The following is a 20,602-nucleotide window of genomic DNA, read 5'->3' as shown; positions in this document are numbered from 1 at the left end:
GCTATTGCACAGTTAAAAGCCGATAACGTTGATGAAATATACGTAAGCTTTGATATTGATGCACTTGATGCTGAATTTGCATCCGCCACAGGTACGCCAGAGCATCACGGTTTAACGCCTCAGCATGCGCTTGATATTTTATCAGCCATTGCGGATGAGTTTCCTATTACGGGTGCAGATATGATGGAGATAGCGCCATTTACCGACAGCTCTTTAGTTGGTCAATCAAGCTCTGAGACGACACTTAGAGAAGGCGCTAAAATTTCAGCCTTTTTAATTAGTGCAATGAACAAGTAAGCTGTAGAAGCTATAAATACTAGCACTATCAGCGTATAAGTGTGCATCACATGACTAAAAACTAGCAGTTCATAAAGCCTCAGCTATATTTATTAAATACATATAATGAGTTAGTTGAGGCCTCGCTAGATGAAATTGTTGATCTTTTTATTGTTCATTAGCTGTATTAAAGTTGATGCAGCTGAAATTACAATAGTAACGGAAGTATTTCCGGACTTTCAGTATATTAATGAAGATAACAAACTCGTTGGCCGCTCTGTCGAAAAAGTTCATAAAGCGCTAGAAGGTACAGGTATAAACTACACTATGTTGGCGCATAGTTGGGCCATATCCTACAATGTAGCGCTACGCGATAAAAACACCTGTATATTTTCGATTGTTCGATTACCTAATAGAGAAAGTAAGTTTAACTGGGTAGGCGAACTGGAAAGCTTTGACTCTGCCATTTATGGTCTAAAATCCAGAGGTATAAAGTTAAACACTCTCAATGATGCTAAAAAATACAAAATAGCAGTACTGCGTGATAACTTTAGTCATCATTATTTGCTTGAAAGGGGCTTTAGTGAAAGCAAGCATTTATTACTCATCGATAGCCTAGATAAAATAGATAAACTCATAAGCACTCGTCACCATATACTTGATTTTGTTATCCTCAACAAAAAGCAATTTAACTATCGAGTTAAAACAGAGCCTAAGCTTGAGTTACTAAAACCATTACTTGATTTAAATACAACTCAGTCTCCGTTATTTTTTGCCTGTAATATAAATATGGATCCGGCTTTAGTTTCTCAATTAAAAGTTGCCTTTAATAAAATTTAAGCACTTTAAACTCACTGTTTTACCCCTTAAATAATTGAAAATTAATAGCTTAAATATATTTCGTAAATATAAATTGCTGCGTTTAAAAAACCGATTATAATCCAGCTGCTTTTTGTTTAAAAAAGCGCTAACTTATTGGAGCGTTAAATGGGTGATTTAATCGGGATTAGCTTATTGATCTTGATCAGTGCGTTGTTTGCTATGTCAGAAATAGCAATTGCAGCGTCGCGTAAAATAAAACTGCGAGTAATGGCAGATGAAGGAAATATAAAAGCAGCAGCGGTATTAAAGCTACAAGAAAATCCAGGGGCTTTTTTTGCCATGATCCAAATAGCACTCAACGCGATTGCGATATTGGGTGGTATTGTGGGCGAGCAGGCTTTATCGCCTTATGTTGAAAGTGTTTTAGTGCTTTTTTATCAAGGTGCACACTTAGAAAAAATTAGCTTTTTATTCTCATTTTTTACTATTACATCTCTGTTTATCTTGTTCGCCGATTTAATGCCAAAGCGTTTAGCGATGATCATGCCAGAAGCTGTCGCTGTTAGAGTCGTTACAATAATGCGCTGGGTAACCTTTGCCTTAACTCCGCTAGTGATGTTTTTTAATGGGGTAACGAACTTTGTGCTGCGCTTATTTAAAGTGCCTGCTGAGCGAGAAGACAACGTTACAACTGAGGACATTGTTGCCATGATGGAAGCGGGTGCTGCATATGGTAGTTTGCAAAAGCAAGAGTATGAACTCATTGGTAATGTGTTTGACCTAGAAGCGCGGTTTTTATCAAGCGTAATGACGCCACGCGACCAAATTGTCTATTTTGATTTAAACGAATCTAGCCATGATATTGCGACCAAAATTATTGACCACCCTCATAATCACTTTTTAGTGGTGTCAGGAAATTTAGATAAATTGCATGGCTCTGTTGAATCTAAAGATATTTTACGACAAGTACTAAAAGGCGAAGCCGCCAATATAAACGATGAGCTGATTGATAAAGATGTTTTTTACTTACCGGAAACATTAAGCCTATCAGAAGCCTTAAATGCGTTTAAAAGCGCAGCAAAGCCATTTGCTGTTGTCGTAAATGAATACGCGCTTTCGGTAGGTATTGTAACGGTAAAAGACTTAATGAAAGGGTTTATGGGGGATTTAATTACTCATCAAGGTGATGAATTAATTATAGAGCGCGATAAAAATTCATGGCTTGTAGATGGGTTAACTCCAATTACCGATTTAGCAAAGGTACTTGATATAGAAGAATTTCCAGATCAGATGCACTATGAAACTGTCGCTGGATTTTTAATTTACAGTATGAAGCGAATCCCTAAACGTGCAGAGCATTTAACTTTTTCAGGCTTTAAGTTTGAAGTTGTTGATGTAGAGGGCATTAGGGTAGAGCAGTTGTTAGTTTCAAGAGTTATTAATCCACAGAACGACAACCCCCTTTAAAAAAGTAAGATAGTCGTTTATATAAATAGCCAAGCTGTTTTTGCTTGGCTTTTTTGTGCCTATTTAAAAGTTCTGTGCTTAAAATGAGTGGTTATTTCAATCTGTTTAATTGCTTTATTTTCAAACAGCTTTGATTCTATTTTCATCAAATTAACATTAAATGCTACCTAAGGCGTATATTGTATTCAATAGTGTAAGTTTGTGTAAATTTCTCCTTATTAAGATTCATTATCAGCGCATTTTAATTTAGAATGATCGTTCACTCTAAACTAAAAGGTATTTAACATGCAGCGTTCCCGCATCGCTTTATTTGTATTATCAGCCCTCGTCGGTTCTGTTGCTTTAACTGGTTGTGATCAGGCTGCTGAGCAGTCACAAGCTTCAGCTCCTAAAGCTGTCCCAGTGGGTGTAATTACAGTAAAAAGCCAAGCGCTTACTCTCAAAAAAGAACTTCCTGGTCGCATTAGTGCATTTCAAATTGCTGAAATTCGTCCACAAGTAAGTGGTATTGTGCAATCTCGTTTATTTGTTGAAGGTAATGAGGTTAAACAAGGCCAAGCACTGTATCAAATAGACCCTGCTACATTTGAAGCAGACTTAGCAGCAAGTGAAGCAAGCGTAGCGCGCGCAGAGGCAAGCATTGCCAGCTCTAAATCAAAAGCATCGCGTTATAAAGAACTTTTAAAAATTAAAGCCGTGAGCCAACAAGATTTTGATGAAGCAGATGCCGCATACAAGCAAGCTAATGCTGAATTATTAACAGCTAAAGCGCAGTTAAAATCAGCGCAAATTAATCTCGATTACAGCCACGTCTCTTCTCCTATTAGTGGTCAAATTAGTAAATCAAGCGTAACAGTGGGTGCACTTGTAAGTGCCAATCAAAGTACAGCACTTGCTACAGTAACTCAGCTTGATCCAATTTATATCGATTTAACACAATCAAGTAATGAGCTTACCCAACTTAAAAAAGCAATATCATCAGGTGCTCTAACTGTCGATTCGGCTAGCCAAACTGACGTTGAACTTATTATGGAAGATGGCTCTATTTATCCTCATAAAGGCACATTGCAGTTTTCTGAAGTGACCGTTGATCCAAGTACTGGCTCAGTAACACTGCGTGCTAAATTTTCAAACCCAGAAAAATTATTACTGCCTGGCATGTATGCCCGAGCTTCTATTGTGGAAGGTGTTAAGGCGGGTGCTATTTTAGCTCCGCAACGTGGCGTTAGCCGTAATTCAAAAGGCGAACCAACAGCAATGGTTGTCAGTAAAGACAACACAGTAGAAAGCCGCGTATTAAAAGTAGATAGAACGATTGGTTCTGATTGGCTTGTTACTGATGGCCTAAGTGATGGCGATAAGTTAATAGTTGAAGGTTTACAAAAAATCCGCCCTGGTGCACCTGTGAACCCATCTGAAATTCAATCGTCTGCTAAAGCCGATCAAGCGCAATAACGGAGAGTTTTAATGTCACGATTTTTTATCGATAGACCGATATTTGCTTGGGTACTCGCTATTGTAGTGATGCTTGCAGGTATTTTGGCGATTAGGAGTTTACCTATTTCGCAGTATCCTTCAATTGCACCACCTGCAGTGAGTATTACTGCAACGTACCCTGGTGCATCTGCACGAACACTTGAAGATACGGTAACGCAAGTTATTGAGCAAAAAATGAAAGGGCTTGATGGCTTGCTTTATATGTCATCTACGTCTGAGTCGAGTGGTTCTGCTACGCTTACACTTTCGTTTAGCGCTGAAACTGACCCTGACATTGCACAAGTTCAAGTGCAAAATAAACTAGCTACAGCAACTCCACTATTACCAGAAGCCGTACAAAGGCAAGGTGTGGTAGTTGCAAAGTCAGCGCGTAACTTTTTAATGGTTTATGCTTTTGTGTCTAAAGATGGCAGCATGACTAATATTGATATTGGCGATTATGTTTCATCAAACGTGCAAGACATTGTCTCGCGTGTTGAAGGCGTAGGTGAAGTACAGCTGTTTGGTTCTCAGTACGCGATGCGTATTTGGTTAGACCCAGCAAAGTTACAAAATTATAAGCTTACACCTGCTGATATTAGTGCATCAATTAGTGCGCAAAATGCACAAGTATCTGCCGGTCAACTTGGCGGTATGCCTGCCGTTGATGGTCAACAACTTAATGCAACAGTAACGGCGCAAAGTCGATTACAAACGCCAGAGCAATTTAAACAAATATTAGTTAAAACCAATCCAGATGGCTCTTTTGTACGCCTAGAGGACGTTGCTAAAGTAGAGCTTGGCGGTGAAAGCTACCGCGTTGTTGCTCGTTACGATGGGCAACCTGCATCAGGTTTAGGTATTAAATTAGCCAGTGGCGCTAACGCACTTGATACCGCAGAGGGCGTTAAAAAAGCGATTGAAGAGCTAAAACCGTTTTTCCCTGAAGGGTTAGATGCCGTAATACCTTACGATACAACACCGTTCGTATCGTTATCTATCGAAAAAGTTATTCATACATTAATTGAAGCTGTTGTACTGGTTTTTGTAGTTATGTATTTGTTCCTACAAAACTTTAGGGCAACGCTTATTCCAACTATTGCCGTACCTGTGGTTTTACTAGGTACATTTGGGATTTTATACACCTTTGGTTATTCAATAAATACGCTAACGATGTTTGCGATGGTACTTGCCATAGGCTTATTGGTAGATGATGCAATTGTTGTTGTAGAAAATGTTGAGCGTTTAATGACCGAGGAAAAACTCTCGGCACTTGAAGCTACACGTAAATCTATGGATGAAATTAAAGGCGCGCTGGTAGGTATTGCCATGGTGCTTTCTGCGGTATTTATTCCAATGGCATTCTTTAGTGGCTCTACCGGTATAATTTATCGTCAGTTTTCTATAACACTCGTATCGGCGATGGGGTTATCTGTTTTAGTGGCTCTTATTTTAACGCCAGCATTGTGTGCAACGCTTTTAAAACCAAGCCATGTACATACCAATGACACGTTTTTTGGCCGGTTTTTTACAGGCTTTAACCGTGGTTTTGATAAAACAAATTCAGGTGCACAAAGCTTTGTAGGGCGCATGCTTACTCACTCTAAACGCTACTTACTTATTTATGGCGTGATTGTGGGCGGTATGGTTTATGTATTCTCAAGCTTGCCAACGGCATTTTTGCCTGACGAAGACCAAGGTATTTTGTTTAACCAAGTGTCATTACCAGCGGGTTCTACAACACAACAAACGCTTGAGGTTGTTAAAAAGGTAGAAAACCACTTTTTAAACGATCAATCTGAAGCAGTAAACGGTATTTTTACCGTGACTGGTTTTAGTTTTGCAGGTTCTGGCCAAAACTCAGCAATTGCCTTTGTAAATCTTAAACATTGGGATGAGCGTCAGCGTGACGAGTTATCTGTTCAAGGTGTTGCAGGTAAAGCGATGGGCTACTTTTCAACGATAAAAGAAGCATTTGTTTTTGCCTTTCCGCCACCTGCAATTGTTGAACTGGGTACGGCCAATGGCTTTACTCTCTTTTTACAAGACCGTGTTGGCCTTGGACATGATGATTTATTAGCGGCAAGAAACCAATTATTAGGTATGGCGAGCCAAAGCCCAATTTTAGCGGGCGTACGTCCAAATGGACAAGAAGACATGCCAGAGCTACAACTTGATACAGATTTGGCAAAAGCCGAAGCGCTTGGCGTGTCGCAAAACGATATTAACAGTACACTTTCGACAGCATGGGGTAGTAGTTATGTGAATGACTTTATTGACCGTGGTCGAGTGAAAAAAGTGTATATGCAAGGTGATGCACAATCTCGCATGGTGCCTGAGGATCTAAATAAGTGGTATGTACGCAATGATAATGGCGATATGGTGCCGTTTTCAGCGTTTGCTAGTGCCTACTGGACGTATGGTTCGCCGCGTTTAGAGCGTTACAATGGTTTTTCAGCAATGGAAATTCAAGGTAGTGCAGCGCCAGGTTACAGTACAGGCCAAGCAATGGATGAAATGGAGCGTTTAGTTAAACAATTACCAAATGGTATTTCGTCTGAGTGGACCGGTATTTCATTCCAAGAGCGCTCTAGTAGCGGTCAAGCACCTCTACTATATGGCCTATCGCTGCTGTTTGTATTTTTATGTTTAGCCGCGCTTTATGAAAGTTGGTCGGTACCGTTTGCGGTAATGATGATTGTGCCACTGGGTATATTTGGTGCAATTATGGCAGCGCTTGGCGGTGGCTTATCTAACGATATCTACTTGCAGGTAGGTTTGTTGACCACCATTGGTTTGGCATCTAAAAATGCGATACTGATTGTAGAGTTTGCGATTCATAAAATGGAAGAAGGGCTTGGCTTAGTTGATGCGGCTATTGCAGCTGTTCGCCTACGTTTGCGTCCAATACTTATGACTTCGATGGCCTTTATTTGTGGTGTTTTACCGCTTGCTATTGCCTCAAGCGCGGGTTCTGGTGCGCAAAATGCGTTAGGTATTTCGATTATTGGCGGCACACTTGCATCATCAATATTAGTTGTTGTTTTTGTACCGTTATTCTTTGTGTTAGTACGCCGTGTATTTCCTGGCAAAGCTAAAGAGACAACGAAGGAGAGCGCAGAATGAGCATTAAAACATTCAGCCTAAGTGCAATTGCTTTATTGGTGCTAAGTGGTTGCCAACTAGCGCCAGAGCAAAAAGACCTTGCTTTACCAGTATCTGATGCTTATGCATCAGATACTGGGCAAAGCGCTGCGCAGCAATTAAATTGGCAGCAGTTTTTTAATGACGAAAAACTACAAACGTTAATTAGTCAAAGCCTTGAGCATAACAAAGACATGCAAATTGCAGTGCTTAATGTGCAGCGTGTGCGTGGTTTATATCAAATTGAAGACTCTGCTTTGTATCCATCACTTGATTTGAATGCATCTGGTACGCGCCAGCGTTTACCGGCTGACTTATCAGGTACTGGCGATGCAGCTATTAGCTCGCAATACAGTGCAACAGTGGGTATTACCTCTTACGAGTTAGATATTTGGGGCAAAGTACGCAATCAATCAGCGCAAGCACTGCAAAACTTATACTCTACAGAGCTTAGCCAATACAGCACGCAGGTGTCTTTAATTTCAGAGTTGGCAAATGCGTGGCTAAATTATGCAACTGATTTGCAACTGCTAGAGCTTGCAAAAGAAACGCTTACCTCTCAGCAAGAATCATTATCGCTTACGCAAAAAAGCTTTGATTTAGGTGCGACGTCTTCAATTACCCTTGAGCAGCTTAAAAGCACAGTTGCTACGGCAAAAGTAGACATAGCAACGTACAAACGTTTGCTAAAGCGTGATAAAAGTGCCTTAGATTTATTAGTAGGTAAATCTGTTTCAGCTGATTTACTGCCTAATAAAGACCTGACTAACTTGATCAGTATGCCAGAAGTACCCGTTGGTTTACCGTCTGACTTGTTATCGCAGCGCCCTGATATTAAAGCCGCTGAGCATTTAATGCTTGCTGCAAATGCCAATATTGGTATTGCTCGTGCGGCGTTTTATCCAAGCATTAGCTTAACAGCCAATGCGGGGTCTGCTTCAAGTGACTNGCTTGTTTGATTCAGGCTCAGGTACATGGAGTTTTGTGCCGACAATTAGCTTACCTATTTTTAATATGGGACGTAACCAAGCAAATCTTGATGTAGCAAAAGCAGATCAAGAAATTGCAGTGGCAACGTATCAGCAAAAAATTCAAAATGCGTTTCGCGAAGTTGCCGATGCACTTGCTGATAGAGAAGGTTACCAAGAGCAATTAAGTGCCCTTGATATGCTTATAAGTAGTCGACAAATCACGTTTGATTTATCAAAAATGCGTTACGAAAAAGGCGCAGATAGCTACTTGCAAGTACTTGATGCTCAGCGTACGTGGTACGGCGCACAACAGCAGTTAATTGCGGGTCAGCAAGCGTATCTTGCGAGTCAAATTAACTTGTACAAAGCGCTTGGTGGCGGATGGAATGTAGCCAGTGAAACAACTCAGGAAGAGAAATAATATTTGCGGCTTTTAAAGCCGCATTACATATTTATATGGCGAGACTATTTATAGCTCTTGCTTTACTGAGTTTATGACTTGGTAGTGGAGTTGAACATGAAGCCTAAAGCAAAAAGGCAAACAGATCCCGCGATAGCACTTGCTAGGCGAGAGCAAATTTTAACAGCTGCTGCAGAGTGTTTTCGCCGTAAAGGTTACCACGGTGCAGGTATGGCAGAAATATCTAAAACGGCAGGGATGAGTGCAGGGCATATTTATAATTACTTTGAGAGCAAAGAAGCGATTATAGAAAGCATTATTGAAAAAGATATGGAAGAAATGTTCTCTATCTTTCAAAAGTTTGAAGATCACCCTGGTGATGTTTTGGCGGCTCTTTTAGATGGCTTAAATATTGGCGTGCAAAGACATATGGATACAGGTTCGTGTGTTATCGATTTAGATATGATGGCAGAAGCGGGTCGTAATATTAAAGTCGCTACTCTTTTGCGTGAAACCGATATTCAAGCAAGAGGGCGCATGAGGCAGCTTTTAACAAGCGAGCGAAGTGCGCTCAAAGACATTGATGAGCGTGAACTTGAAAGCCGAATTAATGTTATTTTTTCGATGATGGCAGGGTTATTACTTAGAAAGTTACTCTACCCTGAGCTAACCGAAGAAACGGTACTCATAGCGCTTCGCCCTGCGATGAAAACATTACTGATGCCATTTGATAAAGCGCAGTAACGCTCAAAATAGATAACTAAAAAGTAAGCTAGCCAATATTTTGGCTAGCTTTTTTTATTTATACTATTTAAAAACGCTCGATTGACCACTGAAGTGCAACAATTGCGATAGCAACGGAGCCCATTGGCATTAACCATTTTTTATACCAAGTGTAGTGTCGTACATAAATGAGTATTGGTAAGGCTATCAGTAATATACTAAGTTGACCGATTTCGACGCCTAAATTAAACGCCAAAATACTGAGCAGTTGATAGTCGCTCGACAGGCCAAGCTCGCCAAGTACGCTCGCAAATCCCATCCCATGTAGTAAACCAAAAGCAAAAGTAAGCCAACCTAAACGAAGTATCAGCGGCCACACATTATTTAATGCTGCAAATAAAACCGATATAGCAATTCCAAGCTCTACCCAGCGACTATTTGGTGAGACTAAGTTCATAGCGGTGGCGGTAAGCGTAATAGAGTGCGCAAGCGTAAACGCGGTTACTATCCATGCTGTGTGTTTAATAATGTGTTTTTTAGAGCTAATACCTTGCCATGCTTTATCGCTGCGTTTTAAAACACAGGTAAGTAACAAAGCGATTAAAAATAAAATATGATCAATACCAATCCAAATATGTAAAACACCCTGGTACACGTATTGATTAAAGGTACTTAAATAACTTGTTTGCTCAAAGCTGAACGTTTGTTGTGCCTCATTGATATTAAATACACGAGATACACCGTTAATATTTACGATGGATTTATGGTTAGCATCAGTTTTAAAAAAAGCGGAATAGGAAAGGGTGATTGCTTCATTATCATCACAGCTAAACTGCAGCGGAATCACTAAATATGGTTGGTTAAAATGGTTATCTAGCTGATAGATACCTTCACTTTTTAAAGGGCATATTTGCGCGCTTTGCGTGATATTTAAATTTTCTTTAATGAAGTTATTTATTGAGCTGCGTTTTGCTTTTATTTCTGTCCACGAAATTTGGCCGTTTTTATCTAAATCCAGAGGCACTGCGTGCTCTAAGTCGGCAATATTTATTTGCCAGGTACCCGTGTATAGATTTTTGTTGGTGTCGTTATTGTGCTCGCTATTTAAGGTTATATAACTTGTACTTAGTTGATGGGCAAAGCTGTAAGTTGAAAAAATGCACAGCATTAAAGTGAGTATAAATAGATAAGGCGTTTTCATAGTGTATCTCGTTGCATCGCTTTTGCTTGAATAAGTAATTGCTCATCGGTGCTCATTTTAGCCTGCTGGCAATTAATATGAGCCCAGTAAAGTGCTTTTTCGCGATTTGGTTGTACATCAAGGTAATATTTAGCTAAGTCACTTGCATGAAAAGAATCTTTACGAAGCTCTCGTAGCGTAACTCTTTGCGCCATTGTATTTTGCCATTTTTTATCGCGTTTATTCAGTTTTTTTTCTGCGATTGAAAGTCTTAGCAAAATAGCGTCCTCTAAATTACCTTTATCAGGAAGCAGTACGCTTAATGTATTTAATACTTGTTGTGGTTGGTTTAGAGCAATTTGAATATCGGCCCATAAAACAATTAGGCTCACAGGGGCTTGAACTAAATCTACACTTTGTAAGTGAGACAATGCTTGTTTGTAGTTATTTAAACGATAGCTCATTTCACTTAAAACATGGTTTGTAGCTAGGCTAGTTTGATTATTATTTATAATTTTTACTAATGCTTGGTAGCTGTCTAAAACGCTTTCATGTTGGCTTTGTACATCAAGTACACAGGTGCTAGCAGTAATAGTGCTTACGTGCCCAATTAAGGCGACACAGTGTTTTTTTGCTTGTGCAAACTTACCTTGAGTCATAAATATATTGGCTAGCAATAAATGGCTATTACTATGCTGTGGCTCTTTAATCAAAACGTTGTTAGCAATATCAATAGCTTCGTTGAAAAGGTGCTCTTTTTGTAAAACGCGAGCATATAAGTAACCAATTTGAGATGAGGGTGTGTGTTTATATAGCTGGGCTAAACGGGTTTTAAGTAGCCCCTGTAAACGCTCTGTTTGGCCTACATATTGGCTGTTAGTGACTAATGTATTTATTTCCTCAACAGACAGAGAAGCACTAAGCGTTGAATTACTGTTAGCAATAACTGCATCATCCTTTGGAGTAAAAGGCGCAGCGCTTAATGCAAAGGTCGTTAGGCATAAAGTAATAAATGCGACGGACTTAAAAATTGATAAATGCATTATAAATATCCTTTGAAAAAAGCCATCCATGGCCTGTCAGCTTAATTACTTGGTTAGTTACCGTTTGTTGAAATTAATCCATCAACATCGGTATCGGTGTTTGTAAACACCCGACCGTTAACAGTTAACGGCTCTGCATTTGACGCTTGATTAAATGCATCGGTTGCAAATTGAGCAAAGTCGACTTGTAGTGCGTCAATTGTAATGTTTACTGTTGCAGTTACTTGCGAATTAACGCCATCACTTACACCAAACATAAAACTATCTGAACCTGTCACTTCTTTATTTGGTGTATAGGTAAAGTTACCGTCGCTATTAACGGTAACAGTTCCAAGAGTTGGCTCACTTGTTAACGAATAAGTAAGCGAATCGCCATCATTGTCGGTTGCGCTAAGCATATCGGTAATGCTTACCTCAGTTTGTGTAGTTAGCATTGCATCACTTGCGGTAGGCGCTGTGTTTACAACTGGTGTAGGTTGTTTTTTATCGTCATCGCTACTACATGCTCCCAATGTTAATGCACTGAGGAGAACACAAATATGGGTAGTTTTTAAATTACGCATTATTTTACTCCTTATTTAGAGCCAGCAAGCGGTGTTGCAAGGTATGGGAATGATGAGTCCATCATTGTTGCATCAATAGGTGCGCCGTCTGTAAATGGCACTGTGCCTGTATTAGCATCCTCTGGTGAACAAAGCCCTAAATCAGTGTCTTCACCATTTACAGGAATCGGATGACATAAACGACCCATCACAACACGAAGTGCAATATCAACCACATCATCACCCGGGCGACGACCATTTGGGAAGCCGGCTAAATCATTACCCGCTACACCAAATGCAGATTGATCAGCTTGCGCTGTTGCTGCAATGCCTGTATTTAAACGCAGCATTTCTGAAGGTGTTACAGTTGCTTGCTGATTAACGCCTGCAAAACCTGTTAAAAATGCAGTGATTAAATCAGTACGCGGGAAGTTTGTGGGTGCCAGTGTTTCTAAGTTTGCGCCAAGGGTCGTATTAACAGCATCTTTAAACAAAATGTTTAATAACTCTGGTAGTGCTGGGTGAGATACATAATCTAAAAATTGTGCATCATCTTTAGGGTGAGCAGTGGAGAATGTGTCTTTGTCTTTAATGCCAATTACAAGCTCGTTTACAAGCGGGCTACCCAAGCGTGAAACTTGTGTTAAAGCACCACCATTAACGCCATTATTAGCAAATTTAGCATTAGGATTTAATACGCGAGCTTGAGGTAGGCTTGCTGTTGTCCATGAACCTATTACGCCGTTACCTTCACCAACAATACAGCTTTTAGGTATTTCGATAGCAATTGATGTTACGTTTTTATCTGCAAGGTCGTCGTTATCAGCTGATTGTGTTATGCCACCAGGAAAACCACCGCCGTCACCAGCACCTGGGGCGCTATCACCCTCTACAGGTACATAGTTTACTAAATCAAATGTTTTACCTAGGTTAACTACAAATGGGTCTTTACGTTGCCCTACAAAAACTTGTGCCATGCTTTCACAGTTAGGAATTGAAACCTGATACACAAATTGGTCAGCGTAAGTTTGATAATCGCTCATTGAACCAAATGTTTTATTGCCCACATAATCAAGCGGTTTAGAAAATGTGCTGGAGTTTGATGCAGTGTTATTTAATACCGTTGTTTCGCCAGTACGCTGCGCGCCGCTTATCATACTTACTGTGTATGATTCGCTAAAATTTACAGCGCTGTTATCTCCGGCAGATACACCGCCTACATTTTTAAGCGGTACAGACACGGTGCGTTGATTACCTTCTGGTCCAACAGTTAATTGCACACCTTGGTTATCATTAGGAAGCATGCTTTTAAAGTTAAACGCAAATGTAATATCTTCAACAGCATCGCCGTCGTTATCTATATGAATGCTGTAGGTTGCATCTGGGTCCATTGCAAAGTAATTAGGACCGCCGTATGCATCTTGCAGCGGGATGTAATTAGCAATTAATGTTACGTAATCATCACGACCTTGCTCGTAACTATTAAATACATAAAAATCGGTTGAATCTAAAGTCGGGAAACGGCTTATATTTGGCGCTTCTCTGTGGCTAGATGCTTCACTTGGTGCACTTACAAACGTACTACATATTACTACTGCGAGTATTGATGGAGTTAAAGCTTTCATGACTTTGTCCTTTAGTTTTGATTGAAGTCATAGCTAATAACGGGGCGGGATTTAAATTGGATGCAAAAAAGTTAAATTATTTTATTTTTTGTTAAAAAGTTTAAAAGTTAGTTGGCTGCTTTGTGTAAGCAGCCAACTTTGGTCATAATAGTCGGGTTATAAAAGTACCAGCTCTGTGGTGTAAAGCACTTCAGTGGGAGAGCCATTTGGTGAGCCACCAATAGGCTCTAAACTCACTGCTAACAATGCGATATCACTTGCGTTGAAGCGGTTATCTTTAAATAATATTTTACTGCCTTGCTTGGGCAGTAAACCCAATGAAATAGGTGCATCTTGACCTTTTAAAATCATCCACAGCTCATAATCTTTATTAGTTTGAGCAACCAATTGGCTACTAGCTTTAATTGAGAGCCCTTGCTCGCTTACATCAATAAACCACAATGATTGTTTATTTTGATTTTGAACCAAAGCAATTTGCTGAGTTTGCATAACATTGGTACTAGGCTGAATAACCAAAAAGGCTAAAACAATGCATGCGGCAGTTGCTACAAAAGACCATGTACGCCAAATTGAAGGCTTGGTATGTATGACTGTTTTACTTGTTTGTGGTCTGTTTTCAATACGCTGTAGTATATTTACCCATACATCGTCACGTGGCGTTTGCGGTGTAATAGCACTCGCTAAGTTGTTTAGGTTTTGCTCCCACATATTTTTTGCTTCACGTGCTTGATTTGAGCTAAGTAACAGACGCTGAAAACGCTTACGGGCAAGCCCTCTAAGTGTGCCAAGCACGTACTGCCCAGCAAGCGCGTCTAATAGTTCGGGTTTATTATAATTCATAATGTTAAACACCTTTGTAGCTGCATAAGCCCACGCCTGATCCAGCTTTTAACTGTACCTAAAGGCGTTTCTATATGATCCACTAACTCGCTATGACTCAGCCCCTTATAATAAGCTAAGTGAATAGCTTGTTTTTGTTGCGGCTCAAGCTGTTCGATACAATTGACCAGTTTCGTTTCTTCATCGTAATTAACGTCGATACTTTCATTTTCATATTCGTCATCGCCTAACGACTGCTCTTTTCGTACTTTGTGATAGCGAAGTGAGTCAAGACTTCTGTATCTGACTATACTTATCATCCAACTAATAACGGTGCCTTTAGAGGCGTTATATTCAGATGCGTTATGCCAAATTTTTATAAAAGCGTCTTGTAGTGCCTCTTCCGCATAAGCTCTGTTAGTGAGCATATTTAAGCTAATAGCAAAAAGTTTGCCGCTAGTTTGTTGATATAAACTTGAGAAAGCATTTTTGTCTCCTTGTGCTGTTGCGCACAAAAGAGGGAGTAAATCATCGTTATCCATAGGGGTCCTGTTTTTCTTATTATCATTGAGTAAACGGTTGAGGGTGTGATTTGGATGCAAAAAATTTAATTGCCTTTTAGATTAGCTGCTTTATACGTTAGTACAAGTAATAACCGATCAGTGTTTGAAATTTAGACGTGTAAGTATAATTTATTCACATGTTTGTAAAAAATGCACAAAGAGCGGTCTGTAGTAGATTTTAGTTTATTAATTACTATATATATCAATGGCCTATTGTTCGCGTTTGAATTTTAAATGGCATTTATATGGCGTGATATTTGCAAAAGACTACTTAAAGCCGTTTAAATTAAGATTATAAATCGGCATTATTTTCACAAAGGAGAGACTATGTGGGCTGCAATTAGTTATTTACTATTGGCACTACTGCTTATTTTTATTGGTTGGGAAGTGAACTCTGTCTATTTTGCTATTGTTTTTTATTGGACTGCGCTGTCACTTTTATTAGTGAGTACCGCGTATATTTTTAATACAGCAAAAATATTTAGAAAGCGTGAAAATGGGGTGATCCCATTTTATATACGGTGGGCGTTTGTGCCATTTTTATTCGGTGTGCAAATTTATAATGCCTGGTCACGTAAGCGCGATAAAGTGCCGCCCATTCAACAAATAAACGAAAACCTATTTTTAGCTTGCCGATTATTTCCCTCAGATATAGACACATTAAAAGATAACGGGATTACGGCGATTTTAGATGTTACGTGTGAATTCGACGGACTCGAGTGGAGTTCAACACAAGAGAATATTAATTATTTAAACATTCCGGTGCTCGATCATAGTATTCCTACCCATTCTCAGTTAAATCAGGCTATTAATTGGATTCATCACCATATTAAAGAAAACCATCGCGTAGTCGTTCATTGTGCTTTAGGGCGTGGGCGCTCTGTTTTTGTCATGGCGGCTTATTTACTGAGCCAAAACAAAAATGCAGATGTGCATGAAGTACTTGCACAAATAAAAGAAACCCGCGAAACCGCAAATTTAAATAAGCATCAACTTCGCCATTTAGCTAAGCGACATAAAAAAGGCGAATTACTGATTAAAAACAAAGCCGTTTTAATTGCAAACCCTGTATCTGGTACACGATTATGGGAAGAAAAAGAGCACTTAATTGTTGCGCGGCTATCGGACTATTACGATCTGAAAGTACTCACTACTACAAAAGAGGTTAACGGTATTGAGCTGGCTAAACAGGAAATTGCGCAAAAGCCGGATATTATTATCGCATGCGGGGGAGATGGTACGGTGGCCGAAGTTGCAAGCGTACTTGTAAATACACAATGTAAACTAGGCATCATCCCTATGGGGACTGCAAACGCCCTTGCGCATGTATTGATGGGTATTACCTCTAAATTTATTCCTGTTGAACAGGCTTGTGACTTAATTATAGATGGTCAAACAAGCATAATAGATACTGCTTATTGTAATAATGAGTTAGTACTACTGCTCGCGGGTATTGGTTTTGAGCAATCAATGATAGAAAAAGCAGATAGAGAGTCGAAAAATAAGTCGGGGCAACTTGCCTATTTAAATGGTTTTTTTGAAGCGTTTGGCGAGCAAAAATCGCAGTTACTTAAAGTAAAACTCGATGATAATGAGCCTAAAGAAATATGTACTAATAGTTTTATTGTGGCCAATGCTGCGCCTTTTACAACGTTATTGGCTCAAGGTGGCGGGCAACCTGATCATAGTGACGGGCTACTCGATATAAATTGGTTAACACCAAATAATGAAGATTCAACCACAGTACTAAGTATTGCAGAGCTGATGTTTAGTAGCTTAACGCAAACACATTTAGCTATAAACTCTCATCATACAAATGCCAAAAGAGTAGAGGTTACAGGCGAAGGAGAGCTTAAGTACGTACTAGATGGTGAAGTTAAAACCGCTCAAAAACTAGTTATTACTATTGAGCCGGCTTCATTAAATGTGATTTGCAAAGAGCAATAAATCGCGCAAGTTATAATCAAAAAAGGAGCTAAATTAGCTCCTTTTTTACATCATTTTTTAATTGATGGCCAAACAAACCCTGTTGTATCCGGCGCTTGAGAAGATGTTTCTCTTGGTGCACTTTTTGGTCTACGAATAGGTTTGTTATTTATAGTGTGAATATAAAGTGCTTCCACTTTATCGCGAGCCCAAGGCGTTTTACGCAAAAACTTTAAACTCGATTTAATGCTGGGTTGATCAGTAAAACATTTAATTTTTACTTGCTCGCCAAGTGTTCTCCAGCCAAGTCGTTGCTCTAACTCAACAAGTATTTGTTCTAATGTTACCCCATGTAAAGGGTTTTTAGGTTGATTATTCATAGCCATACTACTTATTTAAACTGCATGCATTGTAGCTTAAATCAGCTTTTAGCGCTAATTCACAGTGATTGTTTTAGGAGCTGTTGGATAAATAGCATTACCTTGCTTATCTATTTTAAGCCAAATGAGTTGGCTGTTACTGTGTTGGGGTGTTTTAGCACCACACAAAAGTGTAAAAGAGTGAACTTGTATTAATGCCCCTTCGCTATAGCGTTTGTTGTCGTACCAACAGTTAGCTTCTTCATTTACAAACTGGTTTGCATCAATAATTGAATGGGTTTTTAGCGTTGTTGCTTCACTAAGTATTGAATACGATAAGCTGCTAAAACAAAAACATAGAATTAAAAAGTTACGCATTAGAGGCCTTTAAATAGGGAGGGGTAAAAATAATACATTAAGCTAAAAAACGTGCTAGTGTAAAGTACACAAAGTGATTTTAAGTATAAATTTAGTTATTCACAGAACAATAAAAAGGTGCACACAATGCAATTTAATCAAACAATGATCGAAGAATTCACACTATTAGCAAAGTTTCCTCGCGACAGTAAAATGCAGGGTATTAAATTACATTCAGACGCAGAGCCAAGCTTACTTAGCGCAGCGCAACGTTTATTTGATAAAGGGATTATAGATAGCCCAGATGGCGGATATTTAACTGATCTGGGCTTAGATTTAATTGAGCACGTTACGGTTATTCATAGCGCGCTACAAAGTTAATCTAAATTAGCTTAATTTGCATCGGGTTGATTTTGCGGTGCAGCGTCATTAAATGCAGCTAATTTATTACAATGTTCGTAAATGGCTGCAATTTTTGGATAAGCGCTCATATCTACGTCAAAACGAATTGCATTAAATACTTGCGGCACTAAACAAATATCAGCAAGTGTTGGTTGGTCACCAAAACAGTAGTCATTATTTTCGTTTAGCATCAGTTCTATTTTTTCAAAACCCACTTCTATCCAATGTCGATACCATTTATTTTTAGCCTCGCCATCAACACCTAATTCGTTTGATAAATACTTCAGCACGCGTAAATTATTAACAGGATGAATATCGCAAGCAATGGCAAAGCTTAAGTTTCTTATTTGCGACTTTTGCCACGCAGTCCCTGTAATTAATGGCGATTGCGGATAAGTTTCATCTAGCCACTCAAGTATTGCAAGCGATTGTGCTAAAACACCATCATTGGTTTCAAGTGCCGGTAGTAAGCCTTGCGGGTTAGTCGCTAAGTATTCTTTCCCAAGCTGCTCCGATTTTAAAAGGTTAACAATAGCAAGTTCATGATCGATTGCTTTTAAGTTAAGCGCTATACGCACTCTATAAGCCGCTGATGAGCGAAAGTAGCTGTATAATTTCATAATTAATCCTGTGAACCTGTAAATTGTTTTTTAATAGTGCGCCAGCAATCGGTGTAATTTGGTTGGCGCTCTTTACCTTCTAATGCATATTTTGTCGGTGAAATTATATAGCGCGACTCAAACATAAAGGCCAATGTGTTTTCATATTTTTGTGGTGTAAGCTCAGTGTTTGAGGCTTTTTCAAATACGTCGGCTTCAGGTCCATGTGGCGACATACAATTGTGTAAACTTGCGCCACCAGGTACAAAACCATGCTCTTTTGCATCATACACACCTTCAATTAAGCCCATAAATTCACTCATAATATTGCGGTGATAATACGGCGGGCGAAATGTATTTTCGGCTACCATCCAACGCGGTGGAAATATCACAAAATCGACATTTGCCATACCCTCAGTAGCAGAAGGAGAGGTTAGTACAGTGAATATAGAAGGATCGGGGTGATCAAAGCTCACTGTATTCATTACATTGAAACGCGATAAGTCGTATTTATAGGGCGCACTATTACCCGTCCATGCAACCACATCAAAAGGAGAGTGCTTAATTTCACAGCTAAATAAATTACCGTTAAATTTAGAAACAAGCTCAAAGTCACCCTCTTTATCTTCAAAGGCCGCTACAGGGTATTGAAAGTCTCTGTCGTTGGCATAACCGTTTGCACCAACAGGTCCTCGCTCTGCAAGCTCTAACGCATGGCCATAATTTTCACAAATATAACCACGGGCTGTATTATCAATTAAGTCAACTGAGAACTTAATTCCTCTGGGAATTACAGCAATTTCACCTGGTTTAATGCTTAACTTACCGCACTCGGTGTGAATTAATAACTCACCATGCTGAGGGACAAACAACATTTCGCCATCGGCATTGCAAAAGTAACGCCCTTGCATTGACTGATTAGCGACATATACATGAATGCCAATACCAGATTGCCGATTAGCACTGCCATTAGCAGCCATCGTTACTAACCCATCAATAAAATCAGTAGGCTGTGAAGGCATATCAATAGGATTCCAACGTAGCATTGTTGGTGGTGTTACGGCTTCAGTGATTGGGGCTGTTCTTATTAGGCCGTTATCAATTGCTTGGTAATCACCTTGCACTACAGACGGACGAAGGCGGTAAAACCAAGTGCGACGATTTGAAGCGCGAGGAGCCGTAAATGCAGTCGAACTAAATTGCTCTGTGTATAAATCGTATTTAACTTTTTGTGGGCTAAATTGTCCTATTGGCAGTGCACCGGGTAGCGCTTGTGTTTCAAATTCATTACCAAAGCCGGTCATATAACTTAATTGTGTCGCCATTACTGACTCCTGTGAGAGGGGGGTTGGTTTAATATTATTTTTATTTCAGTTAAGATACTCTCAAGTGAGACTAATATCAAATTGCTCAATGAATGTGTATGTAAATATAAATGAACAGCTAGTAAACCTATTTAACGGGATAACAATGAAACTGGATTTAGACACTTTTTTAGCATATCAACTAATTAATGTAGCAAGTTTGGTAAGTAATGACCTTGCTAAGGTATACCAGAGCAAATTTGACTTAACGATACCTCAATGGCGAATTTTGGCGAATTTAGCGCAATTTGGTCAAAGTAATGCCAAAAATTTATGTACGCAGGCAAATATGGATAAATCGACTGTGTCGCGTGCAATAAAAATATTAGTAGAAAAAAAGTTGCTAATAACTCAAATTAATTCAGAGGATAAGCGCGCAGCTATGCTTTCATTAAGTGAAGCTGGAAAAGATATGTATAAAAAAATAGTACCCGAGGCGTTAAAGTGGGAAAAAGAACTATTGGCTTCGTTAAACACACATGAACAAGGTTTATTAATAAGTATACTTAATAAGCTAAAAAATAACTTACAGGCATAAAAAAGC

Annotated in this window: 19 protein-coding genes and 1 pseudogene; 10 read left to right on the top strand and 10 right to left on the bottom strand. The window is 39.3% G+C overall.

Annotation, left to right across the window (positions count from 1 at the left end; genetic code table 11):
- From L652_RS0110065 to L652_RS0110035, 7 genes and pseudogenes are all read left to right on the top strand, one after another.
- On the top strand, positions 1-297 hold a 297-nt coding region (locus tag L652_RS0110065; RefSeq protein ID WP_029770257.1), incomplete at its 5' end, for an arginase family protein.
- Between the two features lie 129 nt (positions 298-426).
- Positions 427-1,116 (top strand): amino acid ABC transporter substrate-binding protein, encoded by a 690-nt coding sequence (locus L652_RS0110060; RefSeq protein WP_024594994.1) that lies wholly within the window; start codon positions 427-429, stop codon positions 1,114-1,116.
- A gap of 147 nt (positions 1,117-1,263) precedes the next feature.
- Complete coding sequence (locus tag L652_RS0110055; RefSeq protein ID WP_002959027.1) at positions 1,264-2,565, top strand: hemolysin family protein; 1,302 nt, start codon at positions 1,264-1,266, stop codon at positions 2,563-2,565.
- 285 nt (positions 2,566-2,850) lie between these two features.
- Positions 2,851-4,020 carry an efflux RND transporter periplasmic adaptor subunit gene (locus tag L652_RS0110050; protein ID WP_024594995.1) on the top strand — a complete coding sequence of 390 codons (1,170 nt, stop codon included), beginning with the start codon at positions 2,851-2,853 and terminating at the stop codon, positions 4,018-4,020.
- A 12-nt stretch (positions 4,021-4,032) separates the two neighbouring features.
- Positions 4,033-7,167, top strand: a complete 3,135-nt coding sequence (locus L652_RS0110045; RefSeq protein WP_024594996.1) for an efflux RND transporter permease subunit — start codon at positions 4,033-4,035, stop codon at positions 7,165-7,167.
- Positions 7,164-8,577: pseudogene (locus tag L652_RS01000000123635) on the top strand (efflux transporter outer membrane subunit). Before L652_RS0110045 ends, L652_RS01000000123635 begins: the two are co-directional and overlap by 4 nt.
- A gap of 96 nt (positions 8,578-8,673) precedes the next feature.
- Positions 8,674-9,300 carry a TetR/AcrR family transcriptional regulator gene (locus L652_RS0110035; RefSeq protein ID WP_002959031.1) on the top strand — a complete coding sequence of 209 codons (627 nt, stop codon included), beginning with the start codon at positions 8,674-8,676 and terminating at the stop codon, positions 9,298-9,300.
- A gap of 67 nt (positions 9,301-9,367) precedes the next feature.
- Here L652_RS0110035 and L652_RS0110030 read toward each other — a convergent pair whose 3' ends face one another.
- The 6 genes from L652_RS0110030 to L652_RS0110005 all read right to left on the bottom strand — a co-directional run bounded on the left by L652_RS0110030 (position 9,368) and on the right by L652_RS0110005 (position 15,030).
- The gene (locus L652_RS0110030; RefSeq protein ID WP_024595871.1) at positions 9,368-10,480 is read right to left on the bottom strand and encodes a HupE/UreJ family protein; all 1,113 of its coding nucleotides are present in this window, start codon (positions 10,478-10,480) and stop codon (positions 9,368-9,370) included.
- Positions 10,477-11,502, bottom strand: a complete 1,026-nt coding sequence (locus L652_RS0110025) for a hypothetical protein (protein ID WP_024595872.1) — start codon at positions 11,500-11,502, stop codon at positions 10,477-10,479. Before L652_RS0110025 ends, L652_RS0110030 begins: the two co-directional genes overlap by 4 nt.
- Positions 11,503-11,555: 53 nt before the next feature.
- Positions 11,556-12,065, bottom strand: coding sequence for an Ig-like domain-containing protein (locus L652_RS0110020; RefSeq protein WP_024595873.1), 510 nt, complete (start codon positions 12,063-12,065; stop codon positions 11,556-11,558).
- Between the two features lie 11 nt (positions 12,066-12,076).
- Positions 12,077-13,669 carry a DUF4331 domain-containing protein gene (locus L652_RS0110015; protein WP_024595874.1) on the bottom strand — a complete coding sequence of 531 codons (1,593 nt, stop codon included), beginning with the start codon at positions 13,667-13,669 and terminating at the stop codon, positions 12,077-12,079.
- A gap of 156 nt (positions 13,670-13,825) precedes the next feature.
- Entirely contained in the window at positions 13,826-14,509 is a 684-nt protein-coding gene (locus tag L652_RS0110010) for an anti-sigma factor (protein ID WP_024595875.1), read from the bottom strand.
- Positions 14,506-15,030, bottom strand: a complete 525-nt coding sequence (locus L652_RS0110005; RefSeq protein ID WP_024595876.1) for a sigma-70 family RNA polymerase sigma factor — start codon at positions 15,028-15,030, stop codon at positions 14,506-14,508. Before L652_RS0110005 ends, L652_RS0110010 begins: the two co-directional genes overlap by 4 nt.
- 348 nt (positions 15,031-15,378) lie before the next feature.
- Here L652_RS0110005 and L652_RS0110000 point away from each other — a divergent pair, with 348 nt between their 5' ends.
- Positions 15,379-16,998, top strand: a complete 1,620-nt coding sequence (locus tag L652_RS0110000; RefSeq protein WP_024595877.1) for a diacylglycerol kinase family protein — start codon at positions 15,379-15,381, stop codon at positions 16,996-16,998.
- A 50-nt stretch (positions 16,999-17,048) separates the two neighbouring features.
- Here L652_RS0110000 and L652_RS0109995 read toward each other — a convergent pair whose 3' ends face one another.
- Positions 17,049-17,357: a VF530 family protein gene (locus L652_RS0109995; RefSeq protein WP_024591820.1), complete on the bottom strand. Its 309-nt coding sequence runs from the start codon at positions 17,355-17,357 to the stop codon at positions 17,049-17,051.
- Positions 17,358-17,411: 54 nt separating this feature from the next.
- Positions 17,412-17,714, bottom strand: coding sequence for a DUF1496 domain-containing protein (locus L652_RS0109990; protein WP_002959040.1), 303 nt, complete (start codon positions 17,712-17,714; stop codon positions 17,412-17,414).
- Between the two features lie 126 nt (positions 17,715-17,840).
- Between L652_RS0109990 and L652_RS0109985 the strand changes: the two genes are divergently transcribed.
- Positions 17,841-18,074 (top strand): TIGR02647 family protein, encoded by a 234-nt coding sequence (locus tag L652_RS0109985; RefSeq protein ID WP_002959041.1) that lies wholly within the window; start codon positions 17,841-17,843, stop codon positions 18,072-18,074.
- 11 nt (positions 18,075-18,085) lie between these two features.
- Here L652_RS0109985 and maiA read toward each other — a convergent pair whose 3' ends face one another.
- On the bottom strand, positions 18,086-18,715 hold the full coding sequence (gene maiA / locus L652_RS0109980; protein ID WP_002959042.1) for a maleylacetoacetate isomerase: 630 nt from the start codon (positions 18,713-18,715) through the stop codon (positions 18,086-18,088).
- Positions 18,716-18,717: 2 nt separating this feature from the next.
- Positions 18,718-20,019, bottom strand: coding sequence for a homogentisate 1,2-dioxygenase (hmgA, locus tag L652_RS0109975; protein WP_024603436.1), 1,302 nt, complete (start codon positions 20,017-20,019; stop codon positions 18,718-18,720).
- A gap of 145 nt (positions 20,020-20,164) precedes the next feature.
- On the opposite strand from hmgA, the gene L652_RS0109970 reads away from it, so the two are divergent.
- On the top strand, positions 20,165-20,596 hold the full coding sequence (locus L652_RS0109970) for a MarR family transcriptional regulator (RefSeq protein ID WP_024595879.1): 432 nt from the start codon (positions 20,165-20,167) through the stop codon (positions 20,594-20,596).
- Positions 20,597-20,602 lie beyond the last annotated feature (6 nt).

This window comes from Pseudoalteromonas sp. TB25 (genome assembly GCF_000497995.1).
Classification (GTDB): Bacteria; Pseudomonadota; Gammaproteobacteria; order Enterobacterales; family Alteromonadaceae; genus Pseudoalteromonas; species Pseudoalteromonas distincta.
The sequence above is the reverse complement of the archived record's forward strand: the minus strand, read 5'-3'. Positions and strand labels throughout refer to the sequence as shown.